Origin of the sequence: Moorena producens 3L (genome assembly GCF_000211815.1) — a bacterium.
GTDB classification, from domain to species: domain Bacteria; phylum Cyanobacteriota; class Cyanobacteriia; order Cyanobacteriales; family Coleofasciculaceae; genus Moorena; species Moorena producens.
Map to the genome: position 1 here is coordinate 43,329 of NZ_GL890907.1, position 17,894 is coordinate 61,222.

Annotated in this window: 24 protein-coding genes; 14 read left to right on the top strand and 10 right to left on the bottom strand. The window is 44.9% G+C overall.

Annotated features, from left to right (window positions below; genetic code table 11):
* The first annotated feature begins 164 nt into the window (after positions 1-164).
* The 4 genes from LYNGBM3L_RS13925 (at position 165) to LYNGBM3L_RS13935 (ending at position 1,679) form a co-directional block, all read left to right on the top strand.
* Entirely contained in the window at positions 165-461 is a 297-nt protein-coding gene (locus tag LYNGBM3L_RS13925; RefSeq protein WP_008184193.1) for a type II toxin-antitoxin system Phd/YefM family antitoxin, read from the top strand.
* Positions 436-813: a hypothetical protein gene (locus LYNGBM3L_RS13930; RefSeq protein WP_008184195.1), complete on the top strand. Its 378-nt coding sequence runs from the start codon at positions 436-438 to the stop codon at positions 811-813. The genes LYNGBM3L_RS13925 and LYNGBM3L_RS13930 overlap by 26 nt, the downstream gene beginning before the upstream one ends.
* Before the next feature lie 333 nt (positions 814-1,146).
* The gene (locus LYNGBM3L_RS45705) at positions 1,147-1,290 is read left to right on the top strand and encodes a hypothetical protein (RefSeq protein ID WP_008184207.1); all 144 of its coding nucleotides are present in this window, start codon (positions 1,147-1,149) and stop codon (positions 1,288-1,290) included.
* Between the two features lie 50 nt (positions 1,291-1,340).
* Entirely contained in the window at positions 1,341-1,679 is a 339-nt protein-coding gene (locus LYNGBM3L_RS13935) for a DUF433 domain-containing protein (protein ID WP_008184209.1), read from the top strand.
* A 238-nt stretch (positions 1,680-1,917) separates the two neighbouring features.
* Here LYNGBM3L_RS13935 and LYNGBM3L_RS43490 read toward each other — a convergent pair whose 3' ends face one another.
* The gene (locus LYNGBM3L_RS43490) at positions 1,918-2,106 is read right to left on the bottom strand and encodes a hypothetical protein (RefSeq protein ID WP_154659782.1); all 189 of its coding nucleotides are present in this window, start codon (positions 2,104-2,106) and stop codon (positions 1,918-1,920) included.
* Positions 2,107-2,144: 38 nt separating this feature from the next.
* On the opposite strand from LYNGBM3L_RS43490, the gene LYNGBM3L_RS13940 reads away from it, so the two are divergent.
* From LYNGBM3L_RS13940 to LYNGBM3L_RS13950, 3 genes are all read left to right on the top strand, one after another.
* On the top strand, positions 2,145-2,327 hold the full coding sequence (locus LYNGBM3L_RS13940) for an AbrB/MazE/SpoVT family DNA-binding domain-containing protein (protein WP_008184214.1): 183 nt from the start codon (positions 2,145-2,147) through the stop codon (positions 2,325-2,327).
* A 97-nt stretch (positions 2,328-2,424) separates the two neighbouring features.
* Positions 2,425-2,742, top strand: coding sequence for a nucleotidyltransferase family protein (locus tag LYNGBM3L_RS13945; RefSeq protein ID WP_008184218.1), 318 nt, complete (start codon positions 2,425-2,427; stop codon positions 2,740-2,742).
* A complete protein-coding gene (locus tag LYNGBM3L_RS13950; RefSeq protein ID WP_008184220.1) occupies positions 2,729-3,073 on the top strand; it encodes a HepT-like ribonuclease domain-containing protein in 345 nt (114 codons plus the stop codon). Before LYNGBM3L_RS13945 ends, LYNGBM3L_RS13950 begins: the two co-directional genes overlap by 14 nt.
* Before the next feature lie 43 nt (positions 3,074-3,116).
* Here LYNGBM3L_RS13950 and LYNGBM3L_RS40640 read toward each other — a convergent pair whose 3' ends face one another.
* Positions 3,117-3,359 carry a hypothetical protein gene (locus LYNGBM3L_RS40640; protein ID WP_131827154.1) on the bottom strand — a complete coding sequence of 81 codons (243 nt, stop codon included), beginning with the start codon at positions 3,357-3,359 and terminating at the stop codon, positions 3,117-3,119.
* 39 nt (positions 3,360-3,398) lie between these two features.
* Between LYNGBM3L_RS40640 and LYNGBM3L_RS13955 the strand changes: the two genes are divergently transcribed.
* Together LYNGBM3L_RS13955 and LYNGBM3L_RS33945 are read left to right on the top strand one after the other, a co-directional pair.
* The gene (locus LYNGBM3L_RS13955; protein ID WP_008184222.1) at positions 3,399-3,596 is read left to right on the top strand and encodes a hypothetical protein; all 198 of its coding nucleotides are present in this window, start codon (positions 3,399-3,401) and stop codon (positions 3,594-3,596) included.
* A gap of 2 nt (positions 3,597-3,598) precedes the next feature.
* Entirely contained in the window at positions 3,599-4,039 is a 441-nt protein-coding gene (locus LYNGBM3L_RS33945; protein ID WP_008184225.1) for a hypothetical protein, read from the top strand.
* Here the strand turns inward: LYNGBM3L_RS33945 and LYNGBM3L_RS40645 are convergent.
* The 6 genes from LYNGBM3L_RS40645 to LYNGBM3L_RS49865 form a co-directional block, all read right to left on the bottom strand.
* The gene (locus LYNGBM3L_RS40645) at positions 4,036-4,248 is read right to left on the bottom strand and encodes a hypothetical protein (protein ID WP_131827153.1); all 213 of its coding nucleotides are present in this window, start codon (positions 4,246-4,248) and stop codon (positions 4,036-4,038) included. The genes LYNGBM3L_RS33945 and LYNGBM3L_RS40645 overlap by 4 nt on opposite strands.
* Before the next feature lie 135 nt (positions 4,249-4,383).
* Entirely contained in the window at positions 4,384-5,394 is a 1,011-nt protein-coding gene (locus tag LYNGBM3L_RS13965) for a glutathione S-transferase family protein (RefSeq protein ID WP_008184227.1), read from the bottom strand.
* Between the two features lie 161 nt (positions 5,395-5,555).
* On the bottom strand, positions 5,556-5,750 hold the full coding sequence (gene psb35, locus LYNGBM3L_RS13970) for a photosystem II assembly protein Psb35 (RefSeq protein ID WP_044493155.1): 195 nt from the start codon (positions 5,748-5,750) through the stop codon (positions 5,556-5,558).
* 185 nt (positions 5,751-5,935) lie between these two features.
* The gene (locus LYNGBM3L_RS36470) at positions 5,936-6,124 is read right to left on the bottom strand and encodes an AraC family transcriptional regulator (protein WP_154659783.1); all 189 of its coding nucleotides are present in this window, start codon (positions 6,122-6,124) and stop codon (positions 5,936-5,938) included.
* On the bottom strand, positions 6,125-8,668 hold the full coding sequence (locus LYNGBM3L_RS13975) for a transglycosylase domain-containing protein (RefSeq protein ID WP_202799202.1): 2,544 nt from the start codon (positions 8,666-8,668) through the stop codon (positions 6,125-6,127). It lies immediately after the preceding gene.
* Between the two features lie 233 nt (positions 8,669-8,901).
* Complete coding sequence (locus LYNGBM3L_RS49865; protein WP_083374173.1) at positions 8,902-8,979, bottom strand: hypothetical protein; 78 nt, start codon at positions 8,977-8,979, stop codon at positions 8,902-8,904.
* A gap of 194 nt (positions 8,980-9,173) precedes the next feature.
* On the opposite strand from LYNGBM3L_RS49865, the gene LYNGBM3L_RS13980 reads away from it, so the two are divergent.
* Positions 9,174-10,790, top strand: coding sequence for a B12-binding domain-containing radical SAM protein (locus LYNGBM3L_RS13980; RefSeq protein ID WP_008184234.1), 1,617 nt, complete (start codon positions 9,174-9,176; stop codon positions 10,788-10,790).
* Between the two features lie 282 nt (positions 10,791-11,072).
* Here the strand turns inward: LYNGBM3L_RS13980 and LYNGBM3L_RS13985 are convergent, their stop codons facing one another.
* Both LYNGBM3L_RS13985 and LYNGBM3L_RS13990 read right to left on the bottom strand, forming a co-directional pair.
* Positions 11,073-11,984: a hypothetical protein gene (locus tag LYNGBM3L_RS13985; protein ID WP_131827151.1), complete on the bottom strand. Its 912-nt coding sequence runs from the start codon at positions 11,982-11,984 to the stop codon at positions 11,073-11,075.
* A gap of 311 nt (positions 11,985-12,295) precedes the next feature.
* Positions 12,296-13,825 (bottom strand): LbetaH domain-containing protein, encoded by a 1,530-nt coding sequence (locus LYNGBM3L_RS13990; RefSeq protein ID WP_161603164.1) that lies wholly within the window; start codon positions 13,823-13,825, stop codon positions 12,296-12,298.
* Positions 13,826-14,473: 648 nt separating this feature from the next.
* Between LYNGBM3L_RS13990 and LYNGBM3L_RS13995 the strand changes: the two genes are divergently transcribed.
* From LYNGBM3L_RS13995 to LYNGBM3L_RS46500, 4 genes are all read left to right on the top strand, one after another.
* On the top strand, positions 14,474-15,094 hold the full coding sequence (locus LYNGBM3L_RS13995) for a class I SAM-dependent methyltransferase (protein WP_008184241.1): 621 nt from the start codon (positions 14,474-14,476) through the stop codon (positions 15,092-15,094).
* A 698-nt stretch (positions 15,095-15,792) separates the two neighbouring features.
* Complete coding sequence (locus LYNGBM3L_RS40650; RefSeq protein WP_131827150.1) at positions 15,793-16,050, top strand: hypothetical protein; 258 nt, start codon at positions 15,793-15,795, stop codon at positions 16,048-16,050.
* Between the two features lie 126 nt (positions 16,051-16,176).
* Complete coding sequence (locus LYNGBM3L_RS45710) at positions 16,177-16,353, top strand: hypothetical protein (protein WP_008184244.1); 177 nt, start codon at positions 16,177-16,179, stop codon at positions 16,351-16,353.
* A 513-nt stretch (positions 16,354-16,866) separates the two neighbouring features.
* The gene (locus LYNGBM3L_RS46500; protein ID WP_008184254.1) at positions 16,867-17,661 is read left to right on the top strand and encodes a hypothetical protein; all 795 of its coding nucleotides are present in this window, start codon (positions 16,867-16,869) and stop codon (positions 17,659-17,661) included.
* The last annotated feature ends 233 nt before the right edge of the window (positions 17,662-17,894 follow it).

Sequence of the window (17,894 nt, forward strand, 5' to 3'; positions counted from 1 at the left end):
CTAGTATAGGGATACTTTGGAAGGATTGGGGGTTGGAAGCCGGCAATGCCCACCCGACAAAAGCTACAAAATGCGATCGCGTAGCGGCTCTTTTGGAGCATCGCACTAGGGATTTAGCTAGACTATAGCCATGAACCATAGCCCTATAGCTAAAAACCCGAAAAATGTCTGAAGGATACGACTTAGCGGAAGCTCACGTACGCTTTGCTGAAATTGTCCATGATGCCGAACAGGGTAAGCCGGTACAGATTACGCGCCTGGGTAAACCTGTAGTGATTGTGTTATCACTCCGGGAGTATCAACGCTTGGCATCAGAGAATTTATCAGAGAATTTAGGATTTGGGCCAGCTTTGGGCGAATTTCGTCAGAAGTATCAAATACAGGCTTTAGATATCAATCCTGATCAAGTGTTCAACCAGGTTCGGGTAGGCTCTTGTGGAAACAATCAAACTACAGAGTGACTGGGATTCACTTGCCTTGATAGAGTTATTCTGCACTGAACCTCAAACTGTTCGAGCTCAGGATGGTTATTGGTGCTACGAAGTAACCGATACCTCAGATACCACTCTCAAGTTTGGGGTTAATACCATTACTGAATCTATACAAATAGAGCTAAAGCTTGCCGGAGAGTCCAAAGCAATCCTGAGCTTTGAATTAATAGAATCCATCGAAATTATAGACTATCATCAAGGAAAATTTTCCTTTATAGTCCCCCGCGATAATCAAGCAATAAAGACCGTAATCAACATTGAACTACGTCCTAAAATCCAGGTTCACTGTTCTACCCTAAGTCTATCACCTCAGAAAAATTAGGAATTTAGAATTTAGAATTTAGAATTTAGAATTTAGAATTTAGAATTGTAGGGTGGGCATTGCTTAGAAAGATCAAAATTGAACGGCGAACCATGAAATGAGCAATGCCCACCAATACCAAAAATAATGTAGAATGAAGAATTGAGAATTAAGAATTGAGTCGCGATAATTGTAGGGTGGGCATTGCTTAGAAAGAACAAAATTGAACGCCGAACCATGAAATGGGCAATGCCCACCAATACCCAAAATAATGTAGAATGAAGAATTGAGAATTGAGAGAATTGTAGGGTGGGCATTGCTGATAAAGATCAAAATTGAACCCCGATCAATGAAATGGGGAATGCCCACCAATACCCAATAATCTTTTCCCACCCGACAAAATGCGATCGCTATCAACCATTGGTGGGCATTGCTCAGGTGAATTCCGGCAGAATTTGGGGTTGGAAACCAGCAATGCCCACCCTACCAAATGTGTAATCTTGCTTCTTGTGTAGGATCAAGATAACAACAGAGTTCTCAGAGCGATCATGCAACTGGAAGATTATTTTGTTTTTCTTGCTCCTAATGATATCCGAGTCAGAGGCACAAGAGTAGGAATTGAAACCATCCTCTATGATTTCATCCATCGTCAACGTACTCCTGAAGAAATTTCCCAAAGTTATCCAACCCTGGAACTAGAGCAAATTTATGCTACGATTCTGTATTACCTGCATAACCAAGAAACGGTCAGTACTTACCTCACTAATTGGTTAGACCATGGTCGTAAAATGCTAGAACAACAGCAGCAAAATCCTTCCCCAGTTGTGGTCAAGCTGATGCAACTCAAGGCTGAACGAGAAGCAATCAAGAAGGGAAATGACCATTAAGTATCTACTGGATGAAAATGTTGATCATATCTATCAAACTCAACTGCGACTGTACAAACCAGGAATCGAATCGTAGGGTGGGCATTGCTAATTTAGATCATGATTAAACGGCGATCAATTAAATAGGCAATGCCCACCAATATCCAAGAATCCATGGGTACTTGGTTGGTGGGCATTGCTCAGGTGAATTTGGGCAGCATAGGGGGTTGGAAACCAGCAATGCCCACCCTACAAAATGCTACAAAATGCGAACGCGCCCCGCGTGATCAAAGGTCAATCGCGTAGCGTGACCAAAGGTCAATCGCGTAGCGTGACCAAAGGTCAATCGCACTGTAGCGAAGGCCAAAGGCCACGCTATGGGAACGAGGTTTATGTTAAGCTGTTCGGTGTAGCGTGCGCCATTCGCGTAGCGTAGCCCAAAGGCCAAGCCTCACGGCTGACAGCTGACCCCTGAATGCTTAGGTTATGGAAACGACAAAATTGTTGAGTCAAGGTCAAGTTATTATTCCTAAGTCTCTGCGAGATGCTCATCACTGGGAAACAGGTCTTGAGTTAATCGCAATTGATACCGGAGATGGGATTCTTTTAAAACCGAAAAACCCTTTTCCAGAAACACTATTAAATCAAGAAATGAGAATCGACTCGTAGGGTGGGCATTGCTGATTTAGCTCAAAATTAAATGCCGATAAATTAAATGGGCAATGCCCACCAATACCCAAAAATCTGATAAAAATCCAGAAGAGAAATGAGTGAAAGCCCGGTGTTACCAATTAAGATTCCCAAGGAAGAAATAGAGCAATTTTGCCAGCGTCATCATATTCGCAAATTGTCTTTATTTGGTTCAGTGTTGAGGGATGATTTTACACCGGAGAGTGATCTGGATTTTTTAGTAGAATTTGAACCAGGCAAAACCCCTGGTTTATTTACGTTAGCCAGTATGGAAATAGAACTTTCAGAACTAGTAGAAGGGAGAAAGATTGATTTAAGAACTCCTAAGGAATTAAGTATTTATTTTCGAGACAGAGTGATGGCTGAGGCGATGGTGCAGTATGACAGCAATTGACGATTTAACTCGCTTGCACCATATGCAGGATGCAGCAAGAGAAGCTCTCGGTTTTATGTCTGGAAAGATGAGAGAGGATTTAGCTAAGGATAGGATGTTGGTGTTGGCAGTTGTCAAAGATTTAGAAATTATTGGGGAAGCAGCGGGTAGAATTTCAGCTGAATGTAGGGGGAGACATGCTGATATTCCTTGGGCAGTGATGATTGGGATGCGAAATCGTTTGACCCATGCTTATTTCTCTATCGATTTAGATATTGTTTGGGAAACGGTGACGAATGATTTAGTGCCACTGGTTGAGCAATTGGAAAGGGTGATTCAGGAGGAACGTTGACAACAATCCTAGGGTGGGCATTGCTCAGAAAGATCAAAATTGTTCAGGGATCAATTAAATGGGCAATGCCCACCAATGCCCAACTCCGGTGAATTTGGGCAGAATTTGGGGTTGGAAACCAGCTTTTCCCACCGGACAAAATGCGTTCGCGTAGCGGCTCTTTTGGAGCATCGCATTCTGTAGTGCGATCGCACTCAGGTGAATTCGGCCAGGGTTGGGGGTTGCAAAGCACAAATGCCCACCGGACAAAATGCGTTCGCGTAGCGGCTCTTTTGGAGCATCGCACTAGAAAAATCTCCTGAGCCGGAGCGTCGAGCTAGGAAAGATGGTGAAGGTAAAACAGTTTTTTGAGTTTTCGGTGATGACGCAGGGAGTTAAACTAGGAAAATTTGTGGCATTGAATCGAAATGCCGCCATTCATCATACTAAGGCTTTTGCTCACCTAGAGAGTCTTGAAGGGAAGTATGGGAGGTGTGCTAAGTTGGGACAGTTTGGGAAGTTTGGGAATTCGACTAATTTCTAGTTATGAGAAATCCTAAAAAGCAGTTAACTATCTTATCATGGACTCACTACATGTTTGGGGGATTTTGCGGATTTTACTCCCTGTTTATACTAATGTTATATATTCCTTTTGGTCTGTTCATGATTGGTGCAACTGACTCAATTCCTGCAGACTTATCAGGAGAGTTATCAGAGTGGTTTAAGTTATCACGAAATGTATCATCGGACTTGCCTGGCTATTTGCTAGTCATTTCTGGTGCCATACTTTTCATCCTTGGAGAAATATTGGCTTTTGCTATCATTCTCTCAGGATATATGCTCAGAAAAAGCAAGAATTATTGGTTTTCATTTATGATAGCTTGCCTACTCTGCTGGTTCAGACCATTTGGCACACTTATTGGAATTTTAACGATTGTTGTTCTATCTCGGCAATCTGTAAAAAAATTATATCCTTTTAAGTATTAAAAGGGAATAGGGAATCGGGAATCGGGAGTCGGGAATCGGGAATCGGGAATCGGGAATCGGGAGTCGGGAGTCGGGGTGCATCTCATATTTGTAAAAAAGAAGGGAAGTGTGGAAAGTGTGGGGAGTGTGGGAATTTTATTAGAATTTTTGCCTAATTTCATGCATTGAGATGCACCCGGGAGTAGGGAGTAGGTAACAAAAATTATCACAATTCATTTAGGTACCCTATCGTGTGGATTAAATTGGATGCGTTCGCGTAGCGGCTCTTTTGGAGCATCGCACTATTCCTGATTCCCGATTCCCTACTCCCGATTCCCTACTCCCTACTCCCTACTCCCTACTCCCTATTCCCGACCATGAGGTTTAAGGAGACTAGCCAAATCAGGACCACTGGGAATAATTCCACCTGGATTGAGGGGGAACAGATTTCCGTAGTAATCGCGCTTGACATCCTCCAAGCTACAAGTATCGGCAACTCCAGGAAGCTGATACAAGTCACGCAGGTAGGGGCCTAAGTTATTGTAGTCCTGAATTCTGAAACGGTTGCACTTGAACAATCCATAATAGACCACATCAAAACGGAACAGAGTGGTAAATAGACGCACATCTGCCAGAGTTACCCTATCCCCACACAGGTATCTACTGGTCTCTAGGGCTCGATCAATCTTATCCAAGGTTGTGAATAGCTGGTCGCAAGCTTTCTCATAAGCCTCTTGGGTCTGGGCAAAACCGCAGCGATAGACTCCATTATTCACAGCGTGGTAGATAGTCTCATTCCACACATCAATGGTTTCCTTCAGTTCCTCTGGATAAAGGTCTAGGGTAGGATTAGTAGCGAACTCATTGAACTGTGAGTTCAGGATTACTATAATTTCTGCACTCTCATTGTTGACAATGGTTTTGCTCTGTTTATCCCACAGCACTGGAACTGTGCAACGACCGTTGTAGCCTGTTTTTGCCAGCTCGTAAAGCTCAGGAAGCGTGTCGCAGCCTTCCTGCTGCTGATTAAATACCCAAATCCCCTGATTGGAAGAAGGAGAGGCAATGAATACCGGTATTGAGTCTTGGAGTCCTTTGAGTGCCCTTACCACTAGAGTGCGGTGGGCCCAAGGACAACCGAGTCCTACATAAAGACAGTAGCGTCCTGCTTCCGGTTGGTAAGGATTCTCTGCTTCTGTCCCAATAAAATTCCTAAACTCGCTGGCAGGGCGAATGTACTCTCCAGAATTATTCCGTGGAGCCAGCTTCGACATCATCATTTGCCAGAGAGTTGTCCAGACAAACTTTCCCAACCTGATGATCAGTGTTGGGGGGAGTGACTTGCCTTTTTTCTTAGTTTCAGCAGCTCCGGTCATGTTGGGAATTTAGTAAGACATCTCTAAGATACCAACAAATTCTGACCAGTGGCCTGATTACCCTAGTAGTGCTGAAAAAGAACCCTAACTTACCGTGTTGAAGTCAGGGCTCTTTTTCAGTCAAATCTTCCGGTTTTCCCAACCAAACTACTCCGGTTTAGCTAGCTCTCTCCCTTTGAATTATCCTCTGAATCGATCTTTGGTACCCAATTAGGAGTTTCTGACCCTTCCCAACCAGCAGGACGTTTAGAGTTGTACCAGGCAATGGAGCCAATCACAACTGCTGCCACAAAACCCACAACATACACTAGGGTAAACCACAAGGGAAAACTGCCTGCTTCCATCAATACATACATAGCCGGTTTAGATTTTCTGGTATTTCCGTTATCGTACCATCCAGCCTGATGGCTTCGATAGCTTAAGCTATCAGCTATCAGCTTTCAGCCATCAGCTATCAGCTATCAGCTATCAGCTTTCAGCTATCAGCTTTCAGCTTTCAGTATTGAGCTATCAGCTTTCAGCTTTCAGCTTATGGCTTAGGTCACAGGGTCGAAGCCTGTGCCACAAAGCTGTTCGCGCAGCGTGGGCCAAAAGCCCACGGCTGATGGCTGACCGCTGACCGCTGACCGCTGACCGCTGACCGCTGACCGCTGACCGCTGATGGCTGACCGCTGACCGCTGACCGCTGATGGCTGACCGCTGACCGCTGACCGCTGACGGCTAACAGCACCTACTTTCTAGCTGCTGGGGGAGCTAACGGACCTCCTGCTGGCCTGCGTTGAGGCTTAGGACGAGCCACCGGTTTGGGAGCAACTCTGGGTGCTGGTGCTGGCCTGCGCCTTGCTCGTGCTGGTGCTGGTCTGCGCCTTGCTGGTGCTGGTGCATACCTGCGCTTGGCTGGTGCTGACCGTCGTCTCGGGGCAGTGTTTCTAGGCGTATAGCGTCTGGTGGTACTTTTACGGGGATAAGACCGTTTAGTTGTAGCTTTGCGACGGTAATACCGTTTGGGTTGAGAGTTCTTCCTAGACACCCTGACCCGACTACTACGCCGCCGTGTAGAACTGGCTCTTCTAGTTGAACTACCTCGTCTTGAACTAGTTCTTCTCCTTGACCGACTTGTGGAAGCGGTAACGGTAGTGGGAACAAATTTTTTGTTAATAACTCGTTTGGGTTTAATCGGCTGAGCTTCAATGGTAGCTTCCCTACCTGATAACTTCCTGGGGCGCTCAGTAAAAGACTCACGGTCTAAGTCTTCGATTACCTCCAACATGAACCGACGCCAGGTGGCAGCAGCAGTTGCACTAGACCCCCTGGTAGGCTTGTTATCATCATTACCTAACCAAACCCCAGCTACTAATTGGGGAATATAGCCCACAAACCAGAGGTCACGGGCATCATCCGTAGTGCCGGTTTTGCCAACTGCTGGTCGTCCAATTTGAGCCGCTGTCCCGGTACCCCCGGTAACCACACCCCTGAGCATCCAGGTCACAATGGCTGCTGTTTCTGCATCAATAGCTCGCTCACCCTCGAGTTTGTGGTCGTAAATCACGTTACCGTGCTGGTCAATAATCCGGCGAATCCCATGAGCATCGTGGTGAATGCCTTGGGCGGCTAAGGTGCCATAGGAACTGGTGAGTTCTAACAGGTTTACCTCAGATGCTCCTAAGGCTAGGGAGTAGGTGGGATGGAGTTTGGATTTAATCCCCATTTTTTGAGCCAGCTTGATAATCGGCTCCCAGCCCACATCCACTAGGGTTTTGACGGCTACCACATTCACCGAAGAAATCAGGGCATCCCGCACTGAGATCGAACCCCGGAATCTCTCACTGTAGTTTTTAGGTTCGTAACCATCTACTATATACCCCGCATCCATGTAGCCTTTATAGGGAGACATCCCTGTTGCTAGTGCTGCGGCATACACGAATGTTTTGAATGTAGAACCAGGCTGACGCTGAGCTTGGGTGACCCGATTGAGGTAATTATTGCTATCTAGGTCATTAAAATCCTTACCCCCGACCATGGCTTTGATCTGACCATTGCGGGGATCCACGGCAACTAGTGCAGCTTGTCCAAACCGCTGGTAACGACCATAGGTTTTCATGGTCTTTTGGACAGCAGTTTCAGCGGCATCTTGCCACTCTAAATTAATTGTAGTTTCAATGGTCAGCCCTTTCTTACCCAGTACTTCTTTGGAAACGTATTTGGGCAATTCTTGTTGAATATATTCCGTGAAATAGAACGCTTTACGCTCCAGTCGCTTCGGTTGGCTTGGCTTAATACTCAGGGGCTCGGCCATGGCTTTGTCGGCTTCAGCCTGGGAGATGTAGCCATTTTCCAACATCCGCTGCAATACTACATCACGACGTTCTTTGGCTGCTTTTTGCCTAGAGCTATTGATTTTGCCCTCCAACAATGGCGAGTAAACACTAGGAGCTGGGGGTAATCCCGCCAGTGTTGCCATTTCTCCCAAGGTCAGGTCTTTTACGGGTTTACTAAAATAGACCCAAGCCGCATCAGCAATCCCGTAAGCACCGGAACCCAAATAGACTAAGTTTAAATAGCGCTCCAGGATTTGATCTTTGCTCAAATCCTGCTCAATTTTCTGCGCCATGCGCATTTCTTTGAGTTTCCGTACGATGCTGCGTTCGTGATCAAAGAAAACAATTCTAGCGAGTTGCTGGGTAATCGTGCTACCTCCTTCTACTACTCCCCCAGCTTTGAGGTTAGCCACAGTAGCACGAAGAATACCCTGGGAATCTACCCCTTTATGCTCTTTAAAGCGTTGGTCTTCAATAGCAATGAAGGCTTCAATCAGGGTTTCGGGTATTTCCCAAATCTTGAGGGTCTCATGGCTAGCTGGCCCAATTTGCTGGATAATAGTGCTGTCGGCAGCTTTAATCGTGATGGTGCCATCTCGAACATAGGTCAAGACATCCTTAGTAGAATCTGGCAGAGAGCTTTCTAGCTTTTGCCAACCCCAACCCAATGCGATCGCACTGCCACCCACCCCTAGTCCGATCCAAAACCAGGAGCGACGATAGATTGCTTTTGGTCCGATTAGCGGTTTGATAACCGTAGTAGATACACGCTTGATTCCGTTTAGAGTTTGGGCAACTACCCTCGACCGCTTCCGCCGTCTTGGCTTTGATGAGGGGTGCTTGCCATCATTAGACGCAACACTCCCATTCAAATCCGATTTCTCCGTCAGTTTCTTTGAGGGATTCGGAGGGTTGTGACTATGTCGATCTTGGGGCTTCGGGGAAAATATTGACACATCAACTCCTTAGCAATACAAAAGCAGCCATAACTTTTTGTCTTATAACTTGTTGTCTATTTTAGGGCTTGAAATCTTTATTTAGTGGATCTGTCACTTTTTTCCTTCTGCTTGGGTAAAATCCGGATTTATACGTACTAGGTCAGCATTCAGCTATCAGCGAACAGCTATTAGCTTTTGAATAAAACAGGTAAGCATTGGTTTGATCTGAGTTACCTCTGCTGAGATGGGATTCATAGTCTTTGGCTAATAGTTAAGTTAAGATCTTCTGCCCGTAACAGCTGATCTTCAAGTTCACTGGCTGAACCCATAGCAATTTGAAGGAAACCGGCTAGTTCGGCAACTCCGTTCCCTTAAGCATTAAGCTGACTGCTGACAGCTGACGGCACCTCAAGTAGCACCATCTGTAGCCCATATGCTTACTCATGAACCAAGCATAATGAAAATATTAAACTAAACCTTATTTTTTGCTATTGTTCAACATTATTCGTCCTCTTTAAACCCTGTGGTATTTTCCTCCGAACGTCTTCTGTTTACACCAGCCACTCCTGACGACCATGCTATTCCTACTATTTTTGCCTTTCCTAATCAATACAACATCGGTATTACTAGTCTCGGCTATCAGATAGTGTGGGCATCTCTAGCCTTGCGCCCTGACCTAATGGTCAGCCGCTTGTTCACGGATTACCATGAGCCATTACCGAGACAGCCAGAATTACTTGGTTATTCTATATCATGGGAATTGGATTATGTCAATATCTTAGCGGGATTGGAATTTTTGGAGATACCCCTATACTCAGCACAACGGGACTCTAGCCATCCCCTAGTGTTTGGTGGCGGTCCCGTGTTAACCGCTAATCCAGAACCCTTTGCTGACTTCTTTGATGTGATTTTGCTCGGAGATGGGGAAATCCTGCTAGATAATTTTATCGATGCTTATCAAGAGGTTCGCACTGCTGAACGTAATACTCAATTGCAGCATCTGGCCCAAGTCCCTGGAGTCTATATACCCAGTCTATATCAGGTAACCTACCAGGACCTAACGAGTGCGATCGCATCCATTCAACCAGTGTCTGATCAGATTCCTACCACGGTATCTAAACAGACCTATCGGGGCAATACCCTGTCTGCTTCCACAGTGGTCACCGAAAAAGCGGCTTGGGAAAACATCTACATGGTAGAAGTGGTGCGCAGTTGTCCAGAGATGTGTCGCTTCTGTCTGGCCAGTTACCTCACTTTACCATTTCGTACTCCTAGCGCGATCGATTCTTTGATTCCAGCTATAGAACGGGGATTAAAGGTAACAGACCGGATTGGCTTACTGGGAGCATCAGTCACCCAGCATCCCGAGTTTGATGTGTTGTTAGATTACCTAAATCAGCCACAATACGACCATGTGCGCTTGAGTATTGCCTCGGTGCGAACTAATACAGTTACCGAAAAGCTTGCCCAAACCCTAACCAAACGTAACACCCGTTCCATTACGATTGCAGTAGAAAGTGGCTCACAAAGGTTGCGCGAGATTATTAATAAGAAGCTCAGCAATGACGAAATTATCCAGGCAGCAGTGAATGCTAAAGCAGGGGGATTAAAACGTCTCAAAATCTATGGGATGGTAGGAGTTCCGGGAGAGGAAATAGCAGATGTTGAAGAAACTGTAGGGATGATGGAACAGATTAAGAGAGCAGCCCCCGGTCTAGGCTTAACCCTCGGATGCTCCACCTTTGTTCCCAAAGCTCATACACCCTTTCAGTGGTTTGGTGTCAATCCCCAAGCCCAGAAGCGCCTCAAGTTATTGCAGAAAAAATTGCGATCGCAAGCCATAGACTTTCGACCAGAAAGCTACAACTGGTCAGTAATTCAAGCACTGATTTCCCGAGGGGATCGTCGCTTATCCCAACTCTTAGAACTAACCAGGCATTATGGGGATTCCTTAGGCAGTTTCCGCCGTGCCTTTAAACAATTGCGAGGACAGTTACCTGAACTAGACTTCTACGTCTATACCGACTGGTCAACAGAGCAAGTGTTGCCTTGGAGTCATCTGCTTGGGCCACTTCCCCAGGCCACCTTGCTCAAGCACTTAGGTGCTGCTACAGCCCTGGGGGTAGGGGATGGGGAATAGGGCGTGTGGGAAGTGTGGGAAGTGTGGGAAGTGTGGGGCGGGGGCGCGGGAAGTGTGGGGCGTGTGGGGGGAGGGGGAGAGAGCGCGGGAGGTGTATGAAGTGCTCCCGCAAACCATTGCACACAGCCCCTCCCCATTCTCGACAGCATCAAGATAATAAGCTGATGTCCATTTAAATTGGTTATTACCTATTCCCTATTCCCTGTTCCCTATTCCCTGTTCCCTTTGATTAATTTAGGTATCCCAATCTAAATGCTGAACAGCTTACTAATGCTGCTAGGTCTAAGGTTTTTTAATCAATCTTGTCCCAACTCCTGGAAAATTCCATTCCAGCTGCATGTGCAAGACAGTGCCAGGAGGACGACCAGCCACCAGTGGTACAGGAACAGCACCATATAAAATATGATCCGAGTGCAGGTGAGTGATGATTGATAATAGCCTGTTACCATCAATCCCTTTCTTAGCAGCCTCAGGAGGACAGAAATTCAATTGTCTGCTAAAAACCGCATTTCCTCGACTATTGGTGACGTAAGCATTTGGTACTCCACCAAATGGTTGCGGGAATATATTGCCATCGGCAGTATACCACATCGCCCAGACCGTGTACACCCGATTCGGGATCAGATTGTTTAGTCGGACTCTGACCCTGTTGTTTCCCCTAGAATCGCAATTAATTTGCATTTGTCCAGAAGCCTTAAACCAATCCGCTACAGTAATCGGATTTGGAGATTCCGGATTAGACTGAGAGCGAGAAACTACCGGAGCATCTAATTGAAATGGCAGTGGAGTTCGTACGGAGAGATCTCCTGAAACCCAGGTATCGATTTGACGCAGAGGTACGTTGACAGCCCCAGGGTCAGTGGTTTCAAGGTCAAAAACTGGGAAAATTGTTTCCAAGAAAGGATCCACGATTGATGCCAAAACAGCATCCTTTCGTGTCGAAGCAGTCAGAGGCAGAGGCTCCTTACCATTGGGGTTGTAGATACCCATTGTTGTTGCTCCTGCCAAGTTCAGGGGAGCAGACAAGAAGTCCCACCGATATCTTGGTTTTCCAAAAAGCCGATTCCAGCCTGTTACCACCTCTGCCTCGATAGTAACGTTAGTGTTTCTCCTCCTCTGTGCTTCAGCTGGGTTAACCTGTGATAAAAAGGCAAAAAGGCTCAAAAAAAACAGAATTCCAAACTTTTTCATCACGGATTTCTTCTCCTAATTAAAAGACCTGTTGCAAACGTCAACTTTTGCCAGGTTGCTGTAGTTGCTATCCTAGTTATCAGCTTGTTTTTCAAAAGTTATGCAAAACCAGCGCTAAAAAATTAAAAATTTGCTCAGCAACCAACAAGCTGCCTTGAGGCGTTGCGTCAGTCTTTTCATGAATAGGAGTAGAGTGGGCATCCTGCCCGCCCCAAAAGATCAAGGGACAGGCAAGATGCCTATTCCACCTCACTCTTAAAATCATTCCATTATTAAGCAACGCCCGAAAAACAACATAGATCAAGGCAAAGACTTCAACCTAAAGTACTGATCTGAACCAGAGCACCAACGCCACACCCGCAGTCGCATCCAGCCGCTTGGGCACGCCCCCACTGGGATAGCATTGAATTTGAATGGGGTAGAGTAATCCGTGCGCTGCGAGACGGTGCCGATGGTGCAATCAAGAACTCATTCCCTGGTGCCACTACAATGGCATCGTCCGGGATATCTTCCGTGACCTCCACCGGTCCAAACACCAGCACCCTAGCACCAATCTTCACCCCCTTACGCACTGTCGGTCCAAACAACACAGTGCCGTTGCCAATGGTAACGTCATCCTCGATTTCCAGTGGACCATGGAGAACTACCCGATCACCGATAACGCATCTAGCTCCTACTCGGCAAGAGGTGAACGTTAGCTGATGAAGGCTTGAGTTTTTACCAATAGTGGTGCCTTTACCAACTGACACAGTGGGAGCCACATCACCGAGAATATAGCTCCCCTTACCAACCACTACTCCTGATGCCAACTGGCACCCTCCCAGGACAATAGCATCTTTATCGATCAGTTCGGGGGACTTTACCACAGGGACAACGAACCTTGCACCAGCTTCAGGACTGTTTGAGGGCGGTGCATTCAAGCCCACTCCCCCAGCATCGTCCGCTGGCGTGCTTGGAGTTGGTACTGGTGTTAGAGGTTCAAAGCGCTCAAAACCCAAGTCTCCCAGAGTCGCTTGACGTGCTGGGATGACTCCGGTCCCACGTCTATAAATACTTGGTGGAGCAACCGATAGCTTTCCAAAGGCTTGATCTAAATTAGGAAAGTCCTCCCCAGGATTGCGAGGATTGCCAGCAACATCAGAAAATGGGATGGTGCGTGCAGCGGCACGATAAAGTAAGTTGAATCCTCGGGCTAGTACTAAGTTTTCTTCATCGACATCAGCAAAGAATAGTGAAAATGGAGCAGGTACCGGAATGATATTGGGTTTAACATCAAGTTGGCTATAGATCCGTGCTCCAAACAACACTAGACTTGCTGGCGGAATCTTGATGGGTCGTCTCGGATTCTCTCCCAGAATCTGTGCTGCCAAACCAGTAAAGCTCGCGTCACCAATGTCGGCATTTTGAACGATCGCATTGATGCCCGTACCACAGGCTTGTCCGATCCGAACCCTTCCGACGAAGGTGACTCCATGGGCGGTGAAGGTTCCATCCCCCAATTCTAGGTTACCTCGACCCAAGGAGCGACCACGGAAGTTGAGCAATCGGGTATTGTCTTGCAAGTTAACAGCGTTACCAATTTTGGCAGAGGCACCCTTGAGGGTAACAAAAGCATCAATCAGGCTAGCGGCTCCCATCTTAAAGTTCCTAGTACCCACGACTGCACTGGGATGGATGAAACTGGTAAAGCCCACTGGTCCTACTGAGGATTTAGCCTGCTGTGCAGCAACTCCTTTCATCCCGCCTGGAATTACTGAGCCCACCGTGGCTGCTGTCGCACCTCCAAGTGCAGCTATCAGTAAATCCCGTCGCGAACAACTGAATCTAGTTAAATTATTGGTCATGCTACCCATGTATTAGCTTAAATCCCTGTCTTTTCAAAACTCGGGGGATGGTTGAATATAGAACACCTTTGTTCTGATCTGTTCTCATTCATGGTCACGGGTCAACTTGAATCGGTTTGACTGACGTCATTCTCAAACCGAAATCATGGTGCCCACTATGCATCCTGATCCGAATTATTGCCTGAGCTACTGACTTTTGGCGGAACTGATGTATGAGACCGGATTAATGTTAACCACACCACCAACCGCCCTTGGTCTCAGCTATGTATTAACTTTTAGCACACTTTATAAAGACACCGGTTAACGAGTTAAAATAACTTAACGTTAATCATTTTTAACAGAAAAGGTACCCTCAAGGGTACTGTCAAGCCAGGGGATGATCTGATAATTGCTACAATAGCAAAGGGAGCAGGGAGTAGGGAGCAGGGAGTAGGGAACAGGAAACAAAAATTTTCACAATTCATTTAGTAAGCCTAAATAAGGATTTGATCAAACCAAGTAATTACCCGATTTATGTGTATCCTATAGATAATAGGATTTGCGAAATTTGGGGTCAATATTTGTTGAAATATAGTAAAATAAAAAAGTAAATCAACTAGCTAATAATTATCGCTAAATAGCTAGTTATAATGTTAATAATTACCAGCTATGCTTGAAATCTTGAAAGGAATACAGAATACATGGCAAGATCTAGTCTTACCTGTAGATAAAAGAACAGATTGTTGGACAGTTAGCCAACAATTCCGTGATCATGTCAAACAATTTTTACCGAAAAAACAATATTCCTTATTAGAGGTGGGATGTTACAAGGGGCTGACGGCAAAGCACTTATCCGATCACTTTACTAAATATCTAGGTTTAGATGTTAACGATAGGTACCTCAGAGTAGCAAGATTAAACAATATTTTTAATTACCATGTCAAATTCCAAAGATTTGATGTGTATACTTCTGATTGGAATCAGTTAACCTTTCCTGCTGATGTGGTTTTAATAGATGCACGTCATAAATACGAGTATATCAAACAAGATATTGATAACTGTTTAAAGCGATTTAATAATGCATTGATAATTTTTGATGATTATGGAGCATGGGAAAGCGTCTATAGGGCAGTTAATGAAGCGATCGATGACGGTAAGTTAGAGGTAGTTAAAGAAATTGGAGTTGAGAAAGGTCAACAACTGTGGCCAGATCAGAATAATCCATACTCTTACACACATTTTGGCTCAGAAGGATTGATTTGCCGTAGTAGTAGAGCGGTTTTCAATTAGGTTAGTTTTTGAGGGAGCAGGGAGTAGGGAGTAGGGAAGTCAGATTAGCTGCACCTAACATTAGACTCTAGGGTTGAGTAATATTTGTTCTCTACTTCGTTTATTCTGGTAGCGGCTTAGAGCATTGCTTTAGTGTGAGAGGGTAATGATGTGATCCCATTCCAGTTGAGATGGTAATCATGCGTTCGCGTAGCGGCTCTTTCAGAGCATCGCATTCCAGTTGAGATGGTAATCATGCGTTCGCGTAGCGGCTCTTTCAGAGCATCGCATTCCAGTTGAGATGGTAATCATGCGTTCGCGTAGCGGCTCTTTCAGAGCATCGCATTCCAGTTGAGATGGTAATCATGCGTTCGCGTAGCGGCTCTTTCAGAGCATCGCATTCCAGTTGAGATGGTAATCATGCGTTCGCGTAGCGGCTCTTTCAGAGCATCCCATTCCAGTTGAGATGGTAATCATGCGTTCGCGTAGCGGCTCTTTCAGAGCATCGCATTCCAGTTGAGATGGTAATTATGCGTTCGCGTAGCGGCTCTTTCAGAGCATCGCATTCCAGTTGAGATGGTAATCATGCGTTCGCGTAGCGGCTCTTTCAGAGCATCGCATTCCAGTTGACAGGGAAATTATGCGATCGCGTTACTGTTGACAGGGAAATTATGCGTTCGCGTTACTGTTGACAGGGAAATTATGCGTTCGCGTTACTGTTGACAGGGAAATTATGCGTTCGCGTAGCGGCTCTTTCAGAGAATCGTGTAGCAGATCCATTGGAGTTACCCCAGCCAAGCTGCGTGATCAAACCAAACGTGATTCAAGCATCTCTACCAACCTGCGAGAGCTCCTCGATTTTTGGCATTGCTGAGGGGCGGAATGAATATGAGTGGGGTGGGCATCCTGCCCGCGCGAAAATGAAACGGGCAAGATGCCCGTTCCACGGCAAGATGCCCGTTCCACAAAACTATTAAAATCATTCCATTATTAAGCAACGCCCAAAAAAAAAAGGTACCCTCAAGGGTACTGTGAAGCCAGAGTTAGATCTGACATTCTAGAAATGTGTTGATTGAAATGAATTGCACCAAGAGGTAAAACCCATGCCTTACAAATACTATAACCCCTGTGTGTTCCAAGTTCCGATCAAATTAGAAGTACCCATTGTTCTCGACATCGCTGTCGCTGCTAAGCGTAAGTGTTTTGATAAATATGAGGAAATGGAGATCGAAGAGAACGGAGCGGCTACTGATCAGTCCCCCGAACCAGTTACCAGTTAGTCTCTTTAGGCATCTTTGAAAGGAATCTTTGACGGCTGGCTTTGAATTAGTTCATTTTTATTAATTTCTGCAATACCCCTAGGCTGATCAAGCCAGGTTTTTTTTTACAGCGTTGCTGAGTATGGGTATGATTTCGCCCCCCTAATATCAAGTCTGGTTGAATACCCATAATTAAGGAGAGGGTGGGAGGTGTGGGGAGATAGGGAGATTTTTATTAAGGGTAATTATCCTGACATGATATAACCCCCCAACTTTGGGTGGAACGAAACTCTCTTTCGTCCCCCAATTTTGGGGGATAATTGGGGCAGTAGCCAAATAATACCAAGAAATTCATACTTAAATTCAGCACCCAATTGAAAACTGCTATAATTTTTAATTATGCCCTTTGTAAGTAATCGGCATTAAATTTATCAGTATAAAAATTTGGTATTATTGAGCTTAAACATTGAGTAAAACCTATAGCATTATAGATCAATATTTAGGCTATATAAAAACTATATATTAGTATTAAAAATGATACCAATTGTCCCCCCTACAGTTGAAGTATTAAAAGATATTGTCCTCGGTTTAATAGAAAATATTTATTCTAGATATGAGGTAAAAGAATGGATCATCGGCATGCAAAAAGAGCATTCTATAATCTTCCCTGGTTGCATGAGCTTCGGGATTAAAAATAGATTTGCTGAATTTGTGATGTTTGCTTTGTTCTGCATTAATGAGGTCGGGGTTGGAAAATTTGATAGTCCTGGTGAACAGTTTATTCGAGATGTAGATCTTGAAGAATATCTAGCTTGCTTAAACGAAGAAGATTGCACAGAAAGATCTGGAAATATTGTGAGACTCAGACCCCATCAGATCCAACCAGTTAAAAAAGTATACAATACTCTTGTGGGTATAGATTGTGGGAATGGGCAATTACTAAAAGATATAGGCGTTTTTCTAAATAGAGGTTATTTTCTTGATCTCAACGATTATCGAGAAGAAGCCTTAGTGGAATATTGTGGCTCACATTTTGTTTTATCTTACTCGCACAATAGAAATAACAATGATTTATATATCGAGGCCTTTGAAGGTGAAAAAGAAACTGTGGCGAAGCTATTAGTAGAACTTAATATATTACCTAATATGATTAAATGGGTCAATGACTTAATTGATAATGAAGTATGTAGATTGTGTAGGGTAGACGATAACAATAATACATTTGTTATGAAAACGTTTAGTTCTTATATTGAGGCTGAAATTGAGAGATATTCATATCAAAAAAAAGGACATAAACAAACCTATTATTTGGAGCGATATTATACCTAAAAACTTATTGGTAAACCGTTGGGATCTGGATAAAAAATACGGGCGTTGCTTAATTAAGGTCTGAAAAGATAACGATCAGGACCTGGAACATCCCAGAATCGGAGATAGTGAATCAGGAAACGAATGGAATATTTTAGCATTTCCTGGAATTTTGAAGTAAGCATTCAGCTATCAGCATTCAGCTATCAGCTTATGGGCTATGGGCACCCTTTGCGAACACCTGTTGAATAAAA

Bases quoted from the DNA above. Each gene is read 5' to 3' on its own strand.
- LYNGBM3L_RS13925 (WP_008184193.1), top strand. From the start codon at position 165: ATGTCTGAAGGATACGACTTAGCGGAAGCTCACGTACGCTTTGCTGAA.
- LYNGBM3L_RS45705 (WP_008184207.1), top strand. From the start codon at position 1,147: ATGGGGAATGCCCACCAATACCCAATAATCTTTTCCCACCCGACAAAA.
- LYNGBM3L_RS13935 (WP_008184209.1), top strand. From the start codon at position 1,341: ATGCAACTGGAAGATTATTTTGTTTTTCTTGCTCCTAATGATATCCGA.
- LYNGBM3L_RS13940 (WP_008184214.1), top strand. From the start codon at position 2,145: ATGGAAACGACAAAATTGTTGAGTCAAGGTCAAGTTATTATTCCTAAG.
- LYNGBM3L_RS13945 (WP_008184218.1), top strand. From the start codon at position 2,425: ATGAGTGAAAGCCCGGTGTTACCAATTAAGATTCCCAAGGAAGAAATA.
- LYNGBM3L_RS13950 (WP_008184220.1), top strand. From the start codon at position 2,729: ATGACAGCAATTGACGATTTAACTCGCTTGCACCATATGCAGGATGCA.
- LYNGBM3L_RS13955 (WP_008184222.1), top strand. From the start codon at position 3,399: ATGGTGAAGGTAAAACAGTTTTTTGAGTTTTCGGTGATGACGCAGGGA.
- LYNGBM3L_RS33945 (WP_008184225.1), top strand. From the start codon at position 3,599: ATGAGAAATCCTAAAAAGCAGTTAACTATCTTATCATGGACTCACTAC.
- LYNGBM3L_RS13965 (WP_008184227.1), bottom strand. From the start codon at position 5,394: ATGACCGGAGCTGCTGAAACTAAGAAAAAAGGCAAGTCACTCCCCCCA.
- psb35 (WP_044493155.1), bottom strand. From the start codon at position 5,750: ATGTATGTATTGATGGAAGCAGGCAGTTTTCCCTTGTGGTTTACCCTA.
- LYNGBM3L_RS49865 (WP_083374173.1), bottom strand. From the start codon at position 8,979: ATGGGTTCAGCCAGTGAACTTGAAGATCAGCTGTTACGGGCAGAAGAT.
- LYNGBM3L_RS13990 (WP_161603164.1), bottom strand. From the start codon at position 13,825: ATGACCAATAATTTAACTAGATTCAGTTGTTCGCGACGGGATTTACTG.
- LYNGBM3L_RS13995 (WP_008184241.1), top strand. From the start codon at position 14,474: ATGCTTGAAATCTTGAAAGGAATACAGAATACATGGCAAGATCTAGTC.
- LYNGBM3L_RS45710 (WP_008184244.1), top strand. From the start codon at position 16,177: ATGCCTTACAAATACTATAACCCCTGTGTGTTCCAAGTTCCGATCAAA.
- LYNGBM3L_RS46500 (WP_008184254.1), top strand. From the start codon at position 16,867: ATGATACCAATTGTCCCCCCTACAGTTGAAGTATTAAAAGATATTGTC.